This window comes from Sinorhizobium garamanticum (assembly GCF_029892065.1).
GTDB classification, from domain to species: domain Bacteria; phylum Pseudomonadota; class Alphaproteobacteria; order Rhizobiales; family Rhizobiaceae; genus Sinorhizobium; species Sinorhizobium garamanticum.
Map to the genome: position 1 here is coordinate 301,649 of NZ_CP120373.1, position 18,674 is coordinate 320,322.

An 18,674-nucleotide genomic window follows, 5' to 3' on the forward strand; every position below is an offset into this window, starting at 1 on the left:
TGTGGATTATTCCGCCATCAGCCGAAAGGGAATTCCGGAAGCCAGGGCCGAGACGTGGCGGCGGTTCTGGAAATGTCCGTTGAGGGAAATTCGCGGCAGCGCGTGGAAATTTGAAACGGTGTCGGCTGAAAGCGTGGCGGGTTGTGTCGTTACCGCCACCGTGAAGCCGAGCCGTTCGGCCAGACGATGGTCGCGTTCCGAAACGGCATGCCTGTCGCCATAGGGATAGGCGAATGTCGCCGGCCAGCGGCCAGCGATGGCCTCGACGCGCGCGGCAGATTCCGACATCTCCCGTTGCGCCTCAGCGTCGCTCAGCCGCGCCAGTGCGCGATGGCTGATCGTATGCGCGCCGAGGCTTGCCAGCGGGCTTTGCAGCAAGGAACGCAACCCCGCGGCATCGAGCGTCAAGCGCGAGGTGATCGCAAGGGGATCAATGCCCTGGGCACGCGCCAGCTCATTCAGCTTGCCGACGGCGCCTGCTTCGTCGTGACGTCGAACATAGGTGGAGATGCGGTCGAATATAGCCTGCTTTTCGGCAGTGCTTACGGCTCTCATGGTCTCCGTTCCGGACCCGAAATCGAAACGGAATTCGCTTGCGACCGACAGCATGTCGGCAAGTGTTTCCCACCAGAGCGTGTGGGTGCGATCGACATAGCCGCCCGTGACGAAGACGGTGAACGGCACGCCGTGTTGCTCGAAAACCGGGAGCGCATAATCAAGGTTATTGCGGTAGCCGTCATCAAGCGTGAAGCAAGCGACGGGCCGTGCATCGGTGAGACCTAAGCTTTCCGGCAGATCCTGCAACGCGACGAAGCGATAACCGTCGCGCTTCAGCGCCAGGATCGCTTCCTCGAGAAACGCCGGCGTAATTTCCAGGTGAGCGTTCGGGTCAAAACCCCGCGGAACCCTGGGGCGAACATGATGCAGGGTGAAGATCGCACCGCATCCACGCGCCCCCGTCATCAATCCGGAGCGCGCCAGCAGTTGCGCGATCTCGAGCCCGCCGCCAATGGCGACGCGCCTCACTCGGTTTCTGACCACCCGCGCGATGCCCTGCTTCATCCGGTTACCCTGCCTGCGAGGGGGAAACTAGCGCCGGCCGGTTAAGCCTTACTGAATCTGGCTGGTTACGCGCGGCATTCGCCACCAGCGTTCCGCTTTTTTGAGAGGCGGTTATGGATCTCGATATTGCAACAAAGCGGCTACCCTGTCACAAAGCGAAACACCGTTCCTAACGAGCGTGCTCTTGGAGAGGGGAAATCCGATGAAGGGCTTCCGATTTGCCCTGGCGGCGATCGCCGCCTTCGTGTTCGGCGCCGCGCATGCGGTAGCGGGCAGCGCGTCTCTCGTTCTTGATGCGCGGACAGGCAGAGTTCTTGCGGCCGAGAATGCCGACACGCTCAACCACCCGGCGTCGCTGACAAAGATGATGACGCTCTACTTGACCTTCGAGGCGCTGCATCGGGGTAAGATCGGCTGGAGCACACCGCTTGTGATGTCGCCGACCGCAGCGCGCAAACCGCCGACCAAGCTTGGCGTCAAGGCCGGCGATACGATCACAGTTCAGGAAGCTGTCTACGGCATGATTGTTCGCTCCGCCAATGATGCGGCGGCGGCGGTCGCCGAAGCGCTCGGCGGGTCGGAGGCCGGCTTTGCGCAGATGATGAACGCAAAAGCGCGTCGGCTGGGCATGACCCGCACGTACTTCGTCAACGCGTCCGGTCTGCCCGCCCGCGAACAGGTAACGACAGCGCGCGACATGGCGCGGCTTGCAATTGCACTCATGAGGGATTTTCCGGCCGAGTACCGCATGTTCGCGGCCCAGGGCTTCACCTTTCGCGGCCGCACGATCCGCGGCCATAACAACCTGATGTATCGATACGCGGGCATGGACGGCATCAAGACCGGCTACACCAATGCATCGGGCTACAACATTGTGAGCGCCGTCAGAGATGGCAACCGCCGCGTAGTCGGCGTGGTGCTCGGCGGCCGGTCGGCGAAGGGCCGGGACAACAAGATGGCTTCTCTCCTCGACCAGCATTTGGGCAGGGCGGCAGCGCCCGCCGGTGGCCAGCTGGTCGCCGCGGCGAGTTCGCAAGGCGCCGTTGAAGTGGCTGGGCTGCCGGGCGTCCGGCTATCCTATACCGCTACCGCCCGGACGAGCGAAAGCGGCCTCGCGCCGGCCATTGCGGCATCCACCGCACCAGTGATGCCATCCGATCGCCCTACGGCCGTGGGTGACAGCGCAAGTGTAACAGCAACCACCAACGGCCCCTGGCAAATTCAGATTTCCACCGCTCCAACGGCGGAAGGCGCCAGGAAGATTCTGGTCGAAGCGCAATCGGCCGGGGGCGCAGTCCTGCTCGGCGCCTCGCCGCATACGGAAGTGTCCGGAACCGGCAGCGCCAAGCAATATCGCGCCCGTTTCGTCGGCTTCGCCAGCAAGGAGGCGGCCACTTCCGCCTGCGCCGTCCTGAGGAAGCGATCCTATGATTGCACGCTGCTACCTGACCGCGGTTAGTCTGCCCGCAACCTGCAAAACTATGCGGCGGGCGCGAGTCGTCGAACGTAGAATTTCGTGTCGACGCTCATGACGGGAAAGCCGGCTGGCAGATCATCCTTCCCGATCTCGGCAAATCCGTTCTTCTCATAGAAACGATGCGCAGCGAGGAACTTGTTCGTGGTGCCGAGAAAGAGGGCTGCGATCTTCCGGTGCTCTGCGTGGGCAAGCAGGCTCTCGAGCAGGCGTGCCGCCACGCCATGGCTGTGGCCACGAAAATCGGAGGCGACGAACATCTTGCGGATTGCCGCTTGCGAACCGCCGATATCCTTGAGTCCGAGGGTACCAACGACCCGGTCGCCCACGGTGGCAACCCAGAAGTCTCCGGTCCCGCTCTGATAGAAGTCGGCGATCGAGCGCAGATCCGGCTGATCGCCGACGGTGATTGCAATCCCGAATTCGTCGCGCTGGATCGGCAGAATGACGTCGATGACGCCCTCTTCGTCCGCCGGTGCAAAGCGGCGGATTTCCACCTCCCCACGCGCCTCATCGGTCATGACGTCGTCCCTCATCCCTCAACCGGTGCTTCATTCACGCCTGCGTGCCGCCGACAGTGATCTGATCCATCCTGAGGTGCGGCTGGCCGACGCCGACGGGCACCCATTGACCGGCTTTGCCGCAATTGCCGATGCCGGTGTCGAGCTTCGTGTCGTTGCCGACCATCGTCACCCGCTTCATCGCATCCGGCCCATTGCCGATCAGCATCGCCCCCTTGACGGGCGCGCCGACCTTGCCGTTCTCGATCAAATAAGCCTCGGTGCAGCCGAACACGAACTTGCCGGAGGTGATGTCCACCTGACCGCCGCCGAAGGAGACGGCGTAGATGCCCTTCTTGACCGAGGCGATGATTTCCTCGGGCGTGCGATCGCCGGAAAGCATGTACGTGTTGGTCATGCGAGGCATCGGCACATGTGCATAGCCCTGCCGGCGGCCATTGCCAGTGGGCTTCATGCCCATCAGCCGTGCATTCTGCCGGTCCTGCATATACCCGACAAGTTTCCCGTCCTCGATCAGGACGTTGTAGCCTGACGGGGTGCCCTCATCATCGACGGAGAGCGAGCCGCGCCGCGCCTCGATCGTGCCGTCGTCGACGACGGTGACACCCTTGGCTGCCACCTGCTCACCCAGGAGGCCGGCAAAAGCGGACGTCTTCTTGCGGTTGAAGTCGCCCTCGAGCCCGTGGCCGACCGCTTCGTGCAGCATGACGCCGGGCCAACCGGAGGCGAGCACCACGTCCATCGTGCCCGCCGGGGCATCGATGGCTTCGAGGTTGACGAGCGCCTGCCGCAACGCTTCGTCGGCACCGCGCTTCCAGTTCTCCTCCGTGACGAAGTCGCCGAACCCGCGGCGTCCGCCGGTGCCGAACGACCCCGTTTCCTGCCGATCGCCATCGCCAACCACGACCGAGATGTTGATGCGGGTCATCGGCCTCACGTCGTGAACACGGTGACCGTCGGTCCGCAGAATATCGACCACCTGCCAGCTCGCGGAGATCGAGGCGGTCACCTGCCTGACCTTCGGATCCTTCGCGCGCAGATAGGCGTCAACCTCCTGGAGCAAGGCGACCTTGGACTCGAAGCTCGGTTCGCCGATCGGATTTTCGTCGCCATAGAGTTTCTTATTGGTGCGCTGGGGGGCTGCGGCGTAGGAACCGGCATAGCCGCGCGTCACCTGACCAACCGCGTCTGCCGCCCTGTGCAGGGCGGCAAGCGACAATTCGCCGGCATGCGCATAACCGACCGATTCACCCGCGACAGCGCGCAAGCCGAAACCCTGATCGGTGTTGAAGCTGCCACCCTTGAGGCGCCCGTTGTCGAAGGAGAGGACCTCGGCTTGCGCGTGCTCCAGAAAGAGCTCACCGTCATCCGCGCCGGAAAGCGTCTCGGACAGAACCTTGCGGACCGTAGCCTCGTCCGCATCGAAGAGGCTTATCAGATCGGTGTTCATGGTCGTCCGCTCCCGCTGGTTCGAGGTCCCACTGCATGTTTCCTTAAATCGTAGCCGATTTAAGGATAAAAACATGCAGCAATTCAAAGTGCTACAGCGTCCCTTGCGCGTCTGATAAGGCGCGCGGCGCTGTATGCCCTCCATTTAGGAAGCAAGGGGCCGCAAGCCAAGGAAAATCTCAGGAAAAGGATGCGTTCCAGCCGTCGAGAAGGTTGACCTCTTCGACGCCGGTGAACCGGGCGACGCGATCGAGTTCGGCATTAAGCTTTTCCATGCGGCCGGACGAGGCCCTGACACCCGGCTCCAGCCAGAGGCGTCGGACATCGAGGCGTCCGAGCTTTCGGTCTGCTTTCATGTCGATGCGGCCGATCAAGCGGTCGCCTTCGATCAACGGAAAGACGTAGTAGCCGTATTCGCGTTTCGGCTCCGGCACAAAAACCTCGATACGATAGGAGAAGCCGAAAAGGCGCTCCGTTCGATTGCGATCGCGCAGCAAGGGATCGAACGGGCTGAGCACGCGGATGCGCGCCGGCGGATCAGCAAGGCCGCCAAGATTGTCGGGGAATCCGGAAAAAGCATAGGACGGACGCGGCTTGCCACCATTGGCGGATTCGATCAGGACGTCTGAAAGCTCGTCGCGATGCGCGGCGACCCAGGCTTTCGCCTCATCTGGCGACACCAAATCCCAGAAGGCGGCGATCTCTCCGTGGGTGGCGAAGCCCAGCCGATCGAGGGCACTGCGACAGGCCCAGTCGACGAACTCCGTGTGGCTCACCTCTCCCTCGTAGTGGTGCGGAGGAATGACGCGCTCAGTCAGGTCGTATACTTTCTGGAAGTTCTCCCGCCGGGCGATCGCCAGCCTGCCCTGGCGCCATAGTACTTCGAGCGCTGTCTTCGATGGATGCCAGTTCCACCAGCCACCGGATACGTGGCCGTCCACCTTGAGATCGCGCGCCATCACCGCACCGTCGCTGACGATGCGTTCGTAGGTTTCCTCGCAACCGTCGTCGAACCCCTCGCCCCGCCATTTGATCCAACGCTCGCGCAGCGTCTCGCTTTCCCATTTGAAGCGATGTTTCCAATAGATGAAAAAGGCGCTCGGAATGATCGAGGCGTCGTGGGTCCAGTGTTCGAAGAGCTCGCGGTCTTTTTCCAGCAATTCAGTCAGGTGTTCGCGACGATAGGTCTGGTTGCGGGAAAAAAGGATCTGGTGATGGGCCCGCTCGACCGTCGCGATGCTGTCGACCTGGACGAAGCCGAGGTCGCGGATGAGCTTCAACAGCCCGTCCTTGCCGAGCGCGCGCTGCGGCGCGGCGGTGAGGCCCTGTTTTGCAAGGAAGATGCGCCGGGCATCGCGATTGGAGAGGCGAATCGTCATGGTTCGAAAGAGTAGGCTTTTATTCCCATTATTGAAATGCCGCGGTGCAAAGGTCTGGCCGCATTGCACTTCCCGATCGACTTGCCCTATAGAGCCACCACGCAAACTCAAAGGGACAAGGCTTGGATATTCGCTTTACCGATTGCTCGGTCAGCTTCGGCGAACGAGTCGCGCTCCATTCCCTGACGCTCGCCCTTGACGAACGCCGCATCGGCATCATTGGCCTCAACGGCTCCGGCAAGACGACCTTCGCGCGGCTGATCAACGGGCTTGTCAAGCCGACCACAGGCTACGTGACGGTCAACGGGCTCGATACTATCATGGACGACAGAGCCGTCCTCGCCGAAGCAGGCTTCATCTTCCAGAACCCGCAGCACCAGTTGATCATGCCGATCGTTTCCGACGATATCGCATTCGGACTGAAGAATCGCGGCTTGCCTCAGCGCGAAATCGCCGCACGCACGGAGGCGGCGCTGACGCGCTTCGGCGTGACCCACCTTGCCCGGCGTCGCGTGCATGAGCTTTCGGGCGGAGAAACGCAGCTTGTCGCCATGGCAAGCGTCGTCGTCACTGGGCCGAAGATCCTGATCCTCGACGAACCGACCAACCAGCTCGACCTCCGCAACCGCCGCATGGTCGCCAACACGATCGATGCGCTCGACGAAGACACCATCGTTATCACCCATGACCTTGCGCTCGTCGAAAGCGTCGAAAGGCTGTTGCTCTTCCACGAGGGCCGGCTGCTCGCCGATGGCAAACCTGCCGAAACGATCCGGCGCTATCACGAGGTCGCCGGATGCTGACGAGCCTCTATGTAGAGGGCAGAAGCTGGTTTCACCGCCTGCCGGTGCGCGCGAAACTCGTTGCTCTCCTGCTTCTCAGCCTCTCGCTTTTCGCGACGCAATCGCTCTATCTGCTTGCGCCCGCCTTCCTGCTCTCTGGATGGCTCTACTTCTCCCTCGGCCTGACGCTGCGCCAGGCACTCGCGCGCGTCGGTTTCGTTTTTTTCACCATCCTCGTCCTTGCTGCCGTCAACCTTTTCCTTCTTCCCCTCCCCGAAGTCGCCGCGCTGGTGCTGCGGCTGATGGCGCTCGTGTTCTTCGCCGCCGCGGTTACAGCGACGACGACAATCAGCGCCTTCATGGACGAGATCACGATCCTCCTGAAGCCGCTCGAGCGCATCGGGCTGCTCAATGCCGCCGACGTCAGCCTGGCAATCGGTCTCGTGCTGCGTTTCGTTCCCGACATTTTCGCCCGCTACGAGGCCATCCGCGAGGCGCATCGCGCGCGGGGCTTGCCAATACGACCGCTGACGATCATCGGGCCGCTTATCATCCTTACGCTCAAAGATGCGGATACGATTGCCGCAGCCATTGACGCTCGCGGATTTCGGCGGCAATAAATTCGCGCTTTCTAATAAAAGGTAGGACCACATGAACACCAGAGATCTCGTCCTGATCGCGCTTTTTGCCGCGATCGTCGTCGTACTTGGGCTTATCCCGCCGATCACGCTCGGTTTCATCCCGGTTCCGATCACGGCGCAGTCGATGGGCGTGATGCTCGCCGGCTGCATCATCGGCGCAAAACGCGGGGCGCTCGCCTTCCTGCTGTTCGTCCTCCTGGTCGCCATCGGCCTGCCCGTGCTCTCCGGCGGACGCGGCGGGCTCGCTGTTCTGGCTGGACCTTCGGGCGGCTTCATCCTTGGCTGGGCTGTCGCCGCCTATGTAACGGGCATCATCGCCGAACGCTTCATTCACGAGGGTCAGTCGGAGAGCCGTCAGTTCGGCGGGTTCTTCCTTGCCTCGGTCGTCGGCGGCATCGTCGTCCTCTACGGGATCGGCGTGCCATGGCTGTCCGCCGTCACCGGCACGCCGCTGCTCGCGGCCGCGACCGGTTCACTCGCCTTCATCCCCGGCGATCTTCTGAAGGCGGCGATCGCGACCCTTGCCGCCCGCGCCGTCTACGCCGGCTATCCGCTGCTGCCGGTCCGCGCCTGAACCAATGCCGCTCGCCGAAGCAATCATGGGTCATGCGGGTGAACGCCCGCATGACCCGGCTTTCCACATCGAGGACCGGGTCTTCTCCTTCGGAGAACTCGCCGCCGACGCAAGTCGCATCCTGCGCACGATCGAACAATCCGTGCCAGCCGGTACGGACGGCAGCGTTCTTTCAGGCCGCGCGCGGCTGATCGCGCTGCAGACCGGCAATCACCCGCTCTTTGCCGCTGCCTTCATCGCCGCGACCGCCGGCGGCAATTGCGCCGCGCTCATCGATCCGCATCTGCCTGAGCCGACGCGCCGGCGGATGATCGAGCAGCTGCGGCCCGACATCGTCGTCCATCCGGAGGGCGATACGCTACGGCTCGGACAGCCGGCGGCGGGCGAAAACACTCCCATCGACACCGCCGCCGATGGCATCGGTACCATCCCTGTCGGCGACGGCGGCGAACCTTTCCTCATCGTCTTCACCTCCGGCACGACGGGAGAACCGAAAGCGATCATCCGCGATCGCCGGTCCTGGCGTCTCAGCCTCGAAACCGGCCAGAGCTTTTTCGGGATCGGGTCCGGAACGACAACCTATGCTCCAGGGCCGCTTGCCCACGGCCTGACGCTCTATGCGCTTGCCGAAAGCTTGAAGGCAGGCGCCGAATTCATCGGCGCCCACCATTTCGACCCCCGGCAAGCCGTGGCGACGATCGCAGCGAGGAAGGTCAAGCGACTCGTCCTGGTGCCGACGATGCTGCGACGGCTCTGCGAGCAGGTGCGAGGCTCGACCACCCTGCCCTTAGTCGAAGCAATCACCGTCGCCGGCGCCAAGCTTACGCCCGCGGACCGGAAGGCCGCGCGCCTTGCCTTTCCCGAGGCGCGCGTCATCGAGTATTACGGCGCGTCCGAGCTCGGCTTCATTACCGTCGCCGGTGCAGCCGACAACCACGCGCCGACGGCCGTCGGCAAGGCGTTCCCCGGCGTCCGGCTCCAGATCCTCGACGAGGCGGGAGGTCGCCTTCCCGCAGGCGAGACCGGTACGATCTTCGTCGAAAGCGCGCTCATATCCGATGGTTATGTTGCGGGCGGCGATGGCGCAGGGTTTCGCCGGCACGGCGATCTCGCAACGGTCGGCGATCTGGGCTTCCTCGACCCTGACGGCACGCTGCATCTGATCGGCCGTTTTGGAGGGATGGTGCTTTCGGGCGGCAACAACATTTATCCGTCCGAGGTCGAGGCCGTTATCATGGCCGCCGACAATGTGAGCACCGTCCAGGTCCTGGGCCTCGACCACCCCGACCTCGGCAGCGAGCTCGCAGCCATCATCGAGCCGCGCGGCGAGGCTTTCGACCATCTTTCACTCGAACGTCATCTTGCTGCCGCCCTGCCGCGCTACAAGCATCCGCGCAAGATCTGGCTCTGCCGTGCAATGCCGATGACGGCCTCCGGCAAGATCGCCACCAAGGAGCTCCGGCAATGGATCGCGGAGGGGAACGGTGCCCTTGAACGCCTCATATGACCCGGCCCGCACACCCGTCATCATCGCCGCATTGCGTACCCCGATCGGCCGTGTAAACGGCAGCCTGGCCAAGGTTGAACCGGCGACGCTCGCCGCCCCGCTGATTGCCCGGATCATTGCCGACCTCGGCATCGACCGTGATGAAATCGACGACGTGCTGCTCGGTAATGCCGCCAACAGCGCCGGAAACCTTGCGCGGCTTGCGGCGCTCGAAGCCGGCCTGCCGGTTGCGATTCCCGGCGTCACCATCGACCGGCAATGCGGCTCGGGCCTCGAAGCCATCATACTTGCGGCGCGGCAGATTCAGGCCGGCGCGGGACGGTTCTACCTCGCTGGTGGCAGCGAAAGCGCCAGCCGCGCCCACATCCGGCTTCGCCCGCCGCTTGAGCGCGACGAGGAACTTCAGCCGGTCAGGCGGGCGCGGATGGCACCCGATGCTATCGGCGACCCGGATATGGGCGTTGCCGCCGAGAACGTCGCTGCTGCCTGCGGCATTTCCCGCGAACGGCAGGATCAGTTTGCCCTGGAAAGCCACCGCCGCGCCGTTGCGGCCGCGGCGGTTGGGAGGTTCCAGCGCGAGATCGTTCCAGCGTCGACACCAGCGGGTCTTGTCTCCAGTGATGAATGTCCCCGGGCAAACGCGGCGGCCGAGACGCTTGCGCGGCTGAAGCCGGTTTTCGTCAAGGATGGCACCGTGACGGCCGGCAATGCCTGTCCGATCAATGACGGAGCCGCCATGGTGCTGGTAACGAGCCTCACCGAGGCGCGCCGGCTTGGTGTTCAGTTTGCCCTGGAGTTCGTCGACGCGGCGACGGCGGGCGTTGATCCGAACCTGCTCGGGCTCGGTCCGGTTCCGGCGATGGCGAAACTTCGCGCACGCAATCCGGCGCTCGATGTCGCCGCAGTCGATTTCATCGAATTCAACGAGGCTTTCGCTTCACAGGTTCTCGGCAGCCTCGACCAACTCGATATCGCATCGGCCCGCGTCAATCTCGACGGCGGGGCGATTGCGCTCGGCCATCCCTACGGCGCGTCGGGGACAATTCTCGTCGTCAGGCTGTTTTCGCAGATGCTTGCGGCTGCATCCGACACAGAGGGCCTGGCGATGATGGGGATCGGCGGTGGCATGGGCGTGGTCGCCCACTTCCGCAGCCTCCGGCCCAATCACGCGAGATAGGTGGTCAGCCATTCGCGTGTGGCGACAGGCAGCGGCACCGGGGCATGGCGAGTGGGATCGACCGCCACCCAGACAATCTCGACCTCGGCGACAAGCTGGCCGCCAGCCTCGACGCGCACCGCAAAGCTCACCGAACTGCCGCCGATCTTCGAGACGTTGACGATGAAACGAGCCGGCTCGTCGTAGCGCAGACCGCGGTGGAAGACGCAGGCCGAGCGGCGCACGAGATAGGCAGGCTCGTTCCTGACGGTCGGCCGGTGGCGCCAGAGGTCGGACAAGGCAGCCTCTGCATGGGCGTAGTAGGCCGCATTGTGCATGTGGCCGTGCATGTCTATATCGCGAAACGGAATGCGGATTTCCGTTACATTTTCCCGTTGCGTGCCGTCCATGCGAGGCCCTCACGATGCGCTCTTCTCTGGTTAGACAGTTTGGCGACCCCGGACAAGTGATCGAACTCGTCGATATCGATCGCGCCATGCCGGGAGCGCGAGAAGTCGAGATCGCCATCTCGCTTTCGGCCATCAATCCATCGGACCTGATCCCCGTCACGGGGGCCTACAGCGCGCGTACCGTGCTGCCCTTCGTTCCCGGTTTTGAGGGCGTCGGCGTGGTCACCCGGATCGGGGCGGGCGTAAAGGATATGAAGCCCGGAGATCGGGTGATCCCGATCGGCGCGAGCGGCCTGTGGCAGCAGTTCCTCGTCCGCCCGGCCGAATGGTGTTTTACCGTTCCGGACGACATCGACGACCAGCAGGCTGCCACGAGTTACGTCAACCCCCTGACGGCTCTAAGGCTCGTCGAGCAATTGCGAGAGCATTTCGGGTCGCTTAAGGGCCGCAGCGTCGGCGTGACCGCGGCCGGCTCCGCTATCGGCGGCATGCTCCTGCGCCTGCTCGCACTGGAGGAAGTGACGACGACCGCCATCGTTCGAAGCGAAAAGAGCATGAGCCGCCTTCGCCATGCGGACCGGACCATCGTCGCAGACGGCGTTAGCCTTCCGCCACGGCTCGCTTTCGACGCCGTGCTCGATGCCGTGGGCGGAACTTTGGCGGGTGGGTTGGTTACACGCTCCGTTCAGTCAGGTGGGATCTTCATCCAGTACGGTGCCTTGAGCGGTGTGCCGGTGCCGCAGGCGGCAATCAGCGGCCGGCTGGACGTCCGTTTCGCCTTCCTTTGGCTTAGGACCTGGGTGCATTCGGCCGGCCGCGATGCGCTCGAAGCCGCCTTCGAGCGAAGCTTTGCGGGTCTGCGCGACGGGCTGTTTGCCAGTCCGGTCGCAGCCATTTATCCGTTGAGCCGTCTCGCGGAAGCCCTGGCGCATCAGGTGGATCCGCTCCGCGAAGGCAAGATCCTGCTCGATCCGCGCTGTTGAAAATCGGCACTTTCACCGCGTGCACCATGGACCTCTGGCAGTCCGCGCACTAGTTTTCCGCCATGGCTACGTTCCTCTACGAAAATCCGGTCTTCCTGGAGCACAAGGTTCCCGAGGGTCATCCCGAGCGGCCGGACCGGCTGAGGGCGCTGAACCTGGCGCTGGAGCATCCGAATTTTGCCGAGCTTAAACGGATCCGGGCGCCAAGGGGCAGCGAGGATCTGGTTCTGCTCGCCCATCCGGAAGAACACCTGAGGTCGATCGTCCGGGAGATTCCTGAAGAAGACATAAACCAGTTCGAGGCGGATACCTGTGCGAGCCCGCAGAGCCTTGTTGCGGCGCTGACGGGTATCGGCGGCGCCGTCGCGGCGGTGGACGCCGTCTTCGCCGGAGAGGCGCACAACGCATTCGTCGCGGCACGTCCGCCGGGACACCACGCCGAAAAAAAGAAGGCGATGGGCTTCTGCTTCTTCAACACGATTGCGATCGCCGCGCGCCATGCGCAAAAGGCGCACGGGGCCGAGCGCGTCGCGATCGTCGACTGGGACGTCCACCACGGCAACGGCACGCAGGACATTTTCTGGGACGACCCGTCGGTGCTCTTCTGCTCGACCCATCAGATGCCGCTCTATCCCGGCACCGGCGCCAAGGACGAGACGGGTGTTGATGACAACATCGTCAATGCCCCGCTCTCGCCGAACAGCGGCAGCGAGCATTTCCGCGACGCTTTCCGGACGCGGGTGCTCAGCGCACTCGATGATTTCCGTCCCGACTTCGTCCTGATCTCCGCCGGCTTCGATGCCCATCACCGCGATCCGCTGGCGCAGATCAACCTCGTGGCCGAGGATTTCGACTGGGCAACCGGCCGCCTCATGGAAGTCGCCGGCAGGACCGCCGGCAACCGTATCGTCAGCCTACTCGAGGGCGGCTATGACCTGCAGGGACTCGCCGAATCGGCGGGTATGCATATTTTGAGATTGATGAGAGGGTAATTGATGAACACCACCACGCAACAGGACGTTTCCGCCCTCTCCTTCGAGCAGGCCGTCGAAGAATTGGAGCGTATCGTCTCGGCGCTCGAACGCGGCGACGTCGCGCTCGACAAGTCGATCGAGATCTACGAGCGCGGTGAGGCGCTGAAGAAGCATTGCGAGATGCTTCTGAAGGCCGCCGAGGACCGCATCGAGAAGATCCGGCTCGACCGCGCCGGCAAGCCGCAGGGCGTGGATCCACTCGACGCAGATCAGTGAGTTAGCGGGAGGAGGTTGTGCCAGCCTTCGCCCCTCATCCGCCTGCCGGCACCTTCTCCCCGCAGGCGGGGCGAAGAAGACTCGCGGCACACAGCTTGTTCCGTTCCGGACAAATCCTCGCGACAAGCAACTGTCCCCTCTCCCCGCGAGCGGGGCTAGGGTGAGGGGCGGCCCGCGCGTTCGGCGTTGCCGGTACGCGAAACACTGCGTCTCCCGATTGTCGCCACCGGAGCGGCAGCATTGAGGATAGTCTCAACCTATACGCCACCAACGGAGTGATTGCCATGTCGTTTTTTCCGGGTCCCGATCCGCTCGCTGGTGACAAGCCCGCCTGCGACGCCATCGAACATCTCATCATTCCGCGCACCAGTGACATCGGCGGCCTCGCGGTTCGCCGGGCACTGCCGACCGCAAGGCGCCGCCTGGTCGGTCCCTTCATTTTCTTCGATCGGATGGGGCCGGCGCTACTTCGGGCCGGCCAGGCAATCGACGTTCGCCCGCATCCGCATATCGGCCTTTCGACCGTCACCTATCTCTTCGACGGCGAGATCAAGCACCGCGACAGCCTCGGCACCGAAATGGTGATCCGCCCCGGAGACGTAAACCTTATGACCGCTGGCCGCGGCATCGTGCATTCCGAACGCTCACCGGAAAATCAGCGCAACCACGAACGTTCGCTGTCGGGCCTGCAAACCTGGCTGGCGCTCCCTGACCACAAGGAAGAAATCGACCCGCTCTTCGATCACACGGAAAAGCATATGCTGCCGGCTCTTTCCGATGGCGGCGTCCAGGCGCGCGTTGTCATCGGGGGGTTCGAGGGTGCGACCTCGCCGGTCTCCACCTTTACCGATACGATTTACGTCGACCTGATGATCGAACCGGGCAAGAGCGCGCCGTTTGCGGCCAATTGGGAAGAACGGGCGCTCTACATCCTTTCCGGTGAAGCGATCATCGCCGGCGATCACTTTGCCGACAACCAGCTGCTCGTCTTCCGCCCCGGCGATGAAATCACCGTGACGGCGGGTCCTGCGGGCTGTCACGTCATGCTGTTCGGTGGCGCCGCTCTCGGCTCGCCGCGCCACATCTGGTGGAATTTCGTTTCCTCGTCCAAGGACCGGATCGACAAGGCAAAGGAAGAATGGCGCACCGGGCGCTTCGATATCGTGCCGGGGGACGAGGAAGAGTTCATACCTTTGCCCGAAAGCTAAATTTCGTTAAGCTCTTGGTTGAAGTCGCAGGAAAGCCTAATTTTGCATTCAACGGCGATAGCGTCTAAAGAGCCGTTCCGACGAACATTATCAACAGTTCGCGCGCCTTTTCTCCGGCGCGCATGAGGCATGCAGCGTGACACAACTGCCAACCAATCCTATGCCGGCGACACCATTGCTTGATCAGGTTAAGTTCCCCGACGATCTGAAGAAGATCGACGACAGGGATCTGCCGCAGCTGGCAAGTGAACTGCGCGCGGAAATGATCGATGCAGTGTCGCGCACCGGTGGCCATCTCGGCGCCGGCCTTGGCGTCGTCGAGCTGACGATTGCGATTCACAAGATTTTCGACACGCCGCATGACCGCCTGATCTTCGACGTCGGCCATCAGTGCTATCCGCACAAGATCCTGACGGGGCGGCGTGACCGCATCCGTACCCTGCGCCAGGAAGGCGGCCTTTCCGGCTTCACACGGCGCGCCGAAAGCGAATACGACCCCTTCGGCGCGGCGCATTCCTCGACTTCGATCTCCGCCGGGCTCGGCATGGCAGTCGCCGCCGATCTCGACGGCAAGTCCCGCAACGTGATCGCCGTAATCGGCGATGGCGCGCTCTCGGCCGGCATGGCCTATGAAGCACTGAACAACGCCGGGGCGCTGGACGCGCGCCTCATCGTCATCCTCAACGACAACGACATGTCGATCGCGCCGCCGACCGGCGCGATGAGCGCCTATCTCGCGCGGCTTGCCTCCGGACGCACCTATATGGGCATCCGCGAGGTCGGCAAGAAGCTGACGGCTTATCTCGGCAAAAGTGTCGACCGGGCGATCACCCGCGCTGTCGAGCATGCGCGCGGCTATGTCACCGGCGGCACGTTGTTTGAGGAAATGGGTTTTTACCACATCGGTCCGATCGACGGCCATTCCTTCGATCACCTGCTGCCGGTCCTGCGCAATGTCCGGGACAACGCCAAGGGTCCGGTGCTGATCCACGTGGTGACGCAGAAAGGCAAAGGCTACCCGCCGGCGGAAGCGGCTGCCGACAAGTATCACGGTGTCAACAAGTTCGACGTGATCACGGGTGCCCAGACGAAGGCGAAGCCCAATGCGCCGGCCTATACCTCGGTGTTCGCGGAAGCGCTCATCCAGGAAGCGAGCCTTGACGATAAGATCGTCGCCATTACCGCCGCCATGCCGACCGGCACCGGCCTCGACAGGTTCGCATCTGTCCATCCCTCGCGTTGCTTCGATGTCGGTATCGCTGAGCAGCACGCCGTGACCTTCGCGGCGGGCCTCGCGGCAGAAGGTTACAAGCCTTTCGCGGCGCTCTATTCCACTTTCCTGCAGCGCGCCTACGACCAGGTCGTCCATGACGTGGCGATCCAGGGCCTGCCCGTCCGCTTCCCGATCGATCGCGCCGGCTTCGTCGGCGCCGACGGGCCGACGCATGCCGGGTCGTTCGATACGACCTATCTCGCCACGCTGCCCGGCTTCGTGGTGATGGCCGCCGCCGATGAGGCGGAACTGAAACATATGGTGCGCACCGCGGCGGCCTATGACGAAGGCCCGATTTCCTTCCGCTATCCGCGCGGCGAAGGCGTCGGCGTCGAACTGCCCGAACGTGGGCAGATCCTGCAGATCGGCAAGGGGCGCATCGTCAAGGAAGGCTCGAAAATCGCGCTGCTTTCGTTCGGCACGCGGCTTGCCGACTGTCTGATGGCGGCGGAAGATCTGGACGCTGCTGGCCTCTCGACGACGGTTGCCGACGCGCGTTTTGCCAAGCCGCTCGACCACGACCTCATCCGCCAGCTTGCGCGTCACCATGAAGTGCTGGTCACCATCGAAGAAGGCGCTGTCGGCGGCTTTGCAAGCCACGTGCTGCAGTTCCTTGCAATGGACGGCCTGCTCGATGGCGGACTCAAAGTGCGGCCAATGGTGATGCCGGACATCTGGATGGAACAGGCCAAACCCGAAGCCATGTATGCCGCGGCCGGGCTCGACCGGGCCGGCATCGTCTCGACCGTCTTCCAGGCGCTTGGCCAAAAACAAACTGTCGGCCTCGGGGCGGCTGGCTGAAGCTTTACCCAGCAAGGCAAAAAGCCCGACCAATGCGGTCGGGCTTTTTGTTTCTGCAAGGTCAACGTACCGATCAGAACTCGGTCCAATCCTGGCTCTGCGCCAGCGCCGCAGAGCCAAAGGACCGTGCCAGTTTCTGACCCAGTTGCCGAGCGGGGGACGCAACGGGCCTCGCTGTCGACGAAGAAACCGCCACGGCCGCCCGGCGGCGATCGCCGAGATTGAACTGCGCGATGAGGCTGTCCAGAGCCGTCGCCTCACGCGCGAGGTTGTGGCTGGCGGCCGTCGATTGCTCAACCATCGCCGCATTCTGCTGCGTGCCCTGATCCATGGCGTTGACCGCCGTATTGATCTCCTGCAGTCCGGTCGATTGTTCGCGGGCGGCAGTGACGATTGCGCTCACATGCTGGTTGATCTCGCGCACCTCGCGGACGATCGCTTCAAGGGCCTCGCCCGTCTCGCCGACGAGTTCGACGCCGGCGCGCACCTGGTTGCCGGAGGTCATGATGAGCGCCTTGATTTCCTTGGCCGCGTTTGCCGAACGCTGCGCAAGCTCGCGCACCTCCTGCGCGACGACGGCAAAGCCCTTGCCCGCCTCGCCGGCGCGGGCGGCCTCGACGCCGGCGTTGAGCGCCAGCAGGTTGGTCTGGAAGGCGATTTCGTCGATGACACCGATGATGTTCGAGATTTCGCCCGACGATTTTTCGATCTCGTGCATGGCGCTGACGGCGCGGCGAACGACCTCGCCGGACTTTTCCGCTCCTTGGCGTGTACGCTCGACGAGAACCCCGGCATCTTCGGCGCGTTTGGTCGAATCGCGCACCGTCGTCGTGATCTCTTCCAGTGCCGCCGCCGTTTCCTCGACCGAAGCGGCCTGCTGTTCGGTGCGCCTCGCCAGATCGCTTGCGGCTTCGCGGATCTCAGCGGCGCCGGCATTGATGGCGCTTGCATTCTCGCCGACGGCGCGGAGCGTCGCCTGAAGCTTCTCCAGCGACTGGTTGAAGTCCACGCGCAGCGGGTCGAGGCGTTCGGCAAACGGCACCTCGATACGATGGGCGATATTGCCTTCGGCAAGGGCTGCGAGCCCGCCGCCGAGCGCTTCCATCGCGGAGCGGATCTCGGCCGCCTCGCGTGCCCTGTCTGCATCCGCTCGGCCCCGTTCGGCTTCAGCCTCGCTCCTCATCCTTTCGGTTTCACCGGAAAGCCTGAGCTTTTCGACCGCAGCTTCGCGGAAGACAAGCACCGCACGTGCCATCCGCCCGACCTCGTCCTTTCGGTCGAGGGCCGGTACCCCGATGTCATGACTGCCGGCGGCGAGGCGGCCCATCGCCCCGGTCATGCCGACGATCGGGCGCACGATCACGCGCGAGAGCACCCACGCCATCAGGACCGCCGCCACGGTCGCGGCGACGGCGCCCAAACCGAGCGCCGCAAGCAGAACAGAAGTGGCATTCGCCTGGAGAGCCTCCTGTTCGGCCGACCAATTGCGCGCCTGCTCCTTTATCTTGGCTGCCGCCTCGCGGAACGCGTCGAGCTGGCCCTTGGTGGCGTTGCGGCCAATCTCGATGACCTCGATGATCGGCATTTCCGTCGTGCGGCGTGCCTCCAACTGCGGCTTGGCGAGTTCGTTGTAATAGACGTCGGCGGCCTTCTGCATATTGCCGATAAGGGTCAGCAGCTGCGCCTCGTCCGAGGCCGCCTGGCGAGCAGCGGCAATGCTCTGCTCCATCCGTTCGCGATTTGCGAAGACATCGTTGTAAGTGCTGTCGCTGCGGAAGAGCAGGAAGCCGCGGAGATTGACCGCCTGCTCCAGCATCGCCTGGGAAGCCTCGTCGATGAGGGTGACGAGCCGTTGAGACTGGCTCTGTCGGATCGATGCCTGCCTTGCGAGCTCGGCTTTCGAGTAGACGATCGCAGACACGGCCAGGAAGAGCGCAATCAGCCCCGCAAAGGTCAGGCCGAGTTTGCGGCTGAGGGAAATGTTCTTCAGAGACATGGGAGGTAGGATCCTGCTTCAGGAATACACGCGGACGCGCACCCGGTTCGGTGCCGTGGGAGGCCGGCCGGCTCGGATGGCGCCAAGAAACATGGGATATGGCAGAGGAACGGAACCGATCATGGTTCGTCGGGAAGGCTTTGCCAGCCGGGAAGATCCCACGCGTTGATTTAATTTCGCTTAATTCGTCGGCCGCCATCCTGATCTC

17 protein-coding genes are annotated in these 18,674 nt (G+C 63.5%); 11 read left to right on the forward strand and 6 right to left on the reverse strand.

Going from position 1 to position 18,674, the window contains the following annotated elements:
• Positions 1-6: 6 nt before the first annotated feature.
• Entirely contained in the window at positions 7-1,062 is a 1,056-nt protein-coding gene (locus tag PZN02_RS01515; RefSeq protein WP_280659887.1) for a polysaccharide deacetylase family protein, read from the reverse strand.
• Between the two features lie 202 nt (positions 1,063-1,264).
• On the opposite strand from PZN02_RS01515, the gene PZN02_RS01520 reads away from it, so the two are divergent.
• On the forward strand, positions 1,265-2,521 hold the full coding sequence (locus tag PZN02_RS01520) for a D-alanyl-D-alanine carboxypeptidase family protein (RefSeq protein WP_280659888.1): 1,257 nt from the start codon (positions 1,265-1,267) through the stop codon (positions 2,519-2,521).
• 20 nt (positions 2,522-2,541) lie between these two features.
• Here PZN02_RS01520 and PZN02_RS01525 read toward each other — a convergent pair whose 3' ends face one another.
• The 3 genes from PZN02_RS01525 to PZN02_RS01535 form a co-directional block, all read right to left on the reverse strand.
• Positions 2,542-3,057: a GNAT family N-acetyltransferase gene (locus tag PZN02_RS01525; protein ID WP_280659889.1), complete on the reverse strand. Its 516-nt coding sequence runs from the start codon at positions 3,055-3,057 to the stop codon at positions 2,542-2,544.
• A 34-nt stretch (positions 3,058-3,091) separates the two neighbouring features.
• Entirely contained in the window at positions 3,092-4,507 is a 1,416-nt protein-coding gene (gene tldD / locus PZN02_RS01530; protein ID WP_280659890.1) for a metalloprotease TldD, read from the reverse strand.
• Positions 4,508-4,685: 178 nt separating this feature from the next.
• Positions 4,686-5,885, reverse strand: a complete 1,200-nt coding sequence (locus tag PZN02_RS01535; RefSeq protein WP_280659891.1) for a winged helix-turn-helix domain-containing protein — start codon at positions 5,883-5,885, stop codon at positions 4,686-4,688.
• Between the two features lie 122 nt (positions 5,886-6,007).
• On the opposite strand from PZN02_RS01535, the gene PZN02_RS01540 reads away from it, so the two are divergent.
• From PZN02_RS01540 to PZN02_RS01560, 5 genes are read left to right on the forward strand one after another with little or no spacing between them, the layout of a single operon-like run.
• The gene (locus tag PZN02_RS01540; protein WP_280659892.1) at positions 6,008-6,688 is read left to right on the forward strand and encodes an energy-coupling factor ABC transporter ATP-binding protein; all 681 of its coding nucleotides are present in this window, start codon (positions 6,008-6,010) and stop codon (positions 6,686-6,688) included.
• Positions 6,682-7,287, forward strand: a complete 606-nt coding sequence (locus tag PZN02_RS01545) for a CbiQ family ECF transporter T component (protein WP_280659893.1) — start codon at positions 6,682-6,684, stop codon at positions 7,285-7,287. The genes PZN02_RS01540 and PZN02_RS01545 overlap by 7 nt, the downstream gene beginning before the upstream one ends.
• A 31-nt stretch (positions 7,288-7,318) precedes the next feature.
• Entirely contained in the window at positions 7,319-7,882 is a 564-nt protein-coding gene (locus PZN02_RS01550; protein ID WP_280659894.1) for a biotin transporter BioY, read from the forward strand.
• Positions 7,883-7,886: 4 nt separating this feature from the next.
• Complete coding sequence (locus PZN02_RS01555; protein ID WP_280659895.1) at positions 7,887-9,389, forward strand: class I adenylate-forming enzyme family protein; 1,503 nt, start codon at positions 7,887-7,889, stop codon at positions 9,387-9,389.
• Positions 9,373-10,566, forward strand: coding sequence for a thiolase family protein (locus PZN02_RS01560; protein WP_280659896.1), 1,194 nt, complete (start codon positions 9,373-9,375; stop codon positions 10,564-10,566). The genes PZN02_RS01555 and PZN02_RS01560 overlap by 17 nt, the downstream gene beginning before the upstream one ends.
• On the opposite strand, the gene PZN02_RS01565 is transcribed toward PZN02_RS01560, so the two are convergent.
• Positions 10,554-10,955, reverse strand: coding sequence for an acyl-CoA thioesterase (locus PZN02_RS01565; protein WP_280659897.1), 402 nt, complete (start codon positions 10,953-10,955; stop codon positions 10,554-10,556). The two genes, PZN02_RS01560 and PZN02_RS01565, sit on opposite strands and share 13 nt — an antisense overlap.
• A 14-nt stretch (positions 10,956-10,969) precedes the next feature.
• On the opposite strand from PZN02_RS01565, the gene PZN02_RS01570 reads away from it, so the two are divergent.
• The 5 genes from PZN02_RS01570 to dxs all read left to right on the forward strand — a co-directional run bounded on the left by PZN02_RS01570 (position 10,970) and on the right by dxs (position 16,470).
• Positions 10,970-11,938: a zinc-dependent alcohol dehydrogenase family protein gene (locus PZN02_RS01570; protein ID WP_342394708.1), complete on the forward strand. Its 969-nt coding sequence runs from the start codon at positions 10,970-10,972 to the stop codon at positions 11,936-11,938.
• Positions 11,939-12,000: 62 nt separating this feature from the next.
• A complete protein-coding gene (locus tag PZN02_RS01575) occupies positions 12,001-12,930 on the forward strand; it encodes a histone deacetylase family protein (RefSeq protein ID WP_280659899.1) in 930 nt (309 codons plus the stop codon).
• Positions 12,931-12,933: 3 nt separating this feature from the next.
• On the forward strand, positions 12,934-13,188 hold the full coding sequence (locus PZN02_RS01580) for an exodeoxyribonuclease VII small subunit (RefSeq protein ID WP_280659900.1): 255 nt from the start codon (positions 12,934-12,936) through the stop codon (positions 13,186-13,188).
• Positions 13,189-13,472: 284 nt separating this feature from the next.
• Positions 13,473-14,396 (forward strand): pirin family protein, encoded by a 924-nt coding sequence (locus tag PZN02_RS01585; protein WP_280659901.1) that lies wholly within the window; start codon positions 13,473-13,475, stop codon positions 14,394-14,396.
• Positions 14,397-14,556: 160 nt separating this feature from the next.
• Positions 14,557-16,470 (forward strand): 1-deoxy-D-xylulose-5-phosphate synthase, encoded by a 1,914-nt coding sequence (dxs, locus tag PZN02_RS01590; RefSeq protein WP_280661575.1) that lies wholly within the window; start codon positions 14,557-14,559, stop codon positions 16,468-16,470.
• Positions 16,471-16,543: 73 nt separating this feature from the next.
• Here dxs and PZN02_RS01595 read toward each other — a convergent pair whose 3' ends face one another.
• Positions 16,544-18,466 (reverse strand): methyl-accepting chemotaxis protein, encoded by a 1,923-nt coding sequence (locus PZN02_RS01595; RefSeq protein ID WP_280659902.1) that lies wholly within the window; start codon positions 18,464-18,466, stop codon positions 16,544-16,546.
• Positions 18,467-18,674: the final 208 nt, after the last annotated feature.

Bases quoted from the DNA above. Each gene is read 5' to 3' on its own strand.
- PZN02_RS01585 (WP_280659901.1), top strand. From the start codon at position 13,473: ATGTCGTTTTTTCCGGGTCCCGATCCGCTCGCTGGTGACAAGCCCGCC.
- PZN02_RS01535 (WP_280659891.1), bottom strand. From the start codon at position 5,885: ATGACGATTCGCCTCTCCAATCGCGATGCCCGGCGCATCTTCCTTGCA.
- PZN02_RS01580 (WP_280659900.1), top strand. From the start codon at position 12,934: ATGAACACCACCACGCAACAGGACGTTTCCGCCCTCTCCTTCGAGCAG.
- dxs (WP_280661575.1), top strand. From the start codon at position 14,557: ATGCCGGCGACACCATTGCTTGATCAGGTTAAGTTCCCCGACGATCTG.
- PZN02_RS01525 (WP_280659889.1), bottom strand. From the start codon at position 3,057: ATGACCGATGAGGCGCGTGGGGAGGTGGAAATCCGCCGCTTTGCACCG.
- PZN02_RS01555 (WP_280659895.1), top strand. From the start codon at position 7,887: ATGCCGCTCGCCGAAGCAATCATGGGTCATGCGGGTGAACGCCCGCAT.
- PZN02_RS01545 (WP_280659893.1), top strand. From the start codon at position 6,682: ATGCTGACGAGCCTCTATGTAGAGGGCAGAAGCTGGTTTCACCGCCTG.
- PZN02_RS01575 (WP_280659899.1), top strand. From the start codon at position 12,001: ATGGCTACGTTCCTCTACGAAAATCCGGTCTTCCTGGAGCACAAGGTT.
- tldD (WP_280659890.1), bottom strand. From the start codon at position 4,507: ATGAACACCGATCTGATAAGCCTCTTCGATGCGGACGAGGCTACGGTC.
- PZN02_RS01550 (WP_280659894.1), top strand. From the start codon at position 7,319: ATGAACACCAGAGATCTCGTCCTGATCGCGCTTTTTGCCGCGATCGTC.
- PZN02_RS01570 (WP_342394708.1), top strand. From the start codon at position 10,970: ATGCGCTCTTCTCTGGTTAGACAGTTTGGCGACCCCGGACAAGTGATC.
- PZN02_RS01515 (WP_280659887.1), bottom strand. From the start codon at position 1,062: ATGAAGCAGGGCATCGCGCGGGTGGTCAGAAACCGAGTGAGGCGCGTC.
- PZN02_RS01565 (WP_280659897.1), bottom strand. From the start codon at position 10,955: ATGGACGGCACGCAACGGGAAAATGTAACGGAAATCCGCATTCCGTTT.
- PZN02_RS01520 (WP_280659888.1), top strand. From the start codon at position 1,265: ATGAAGGGCTTCCGATTTGCCCTGGCGGCGATCGCCGCCTTCGTGTTC.
- PZN02_RS01595 (WP_280659902.1), bottom strand. From the start codon at position 18,466: ATGTCTCTGAAGAACATTTCCCTCAGCCGCAAACTCGGCCTGACCTTT.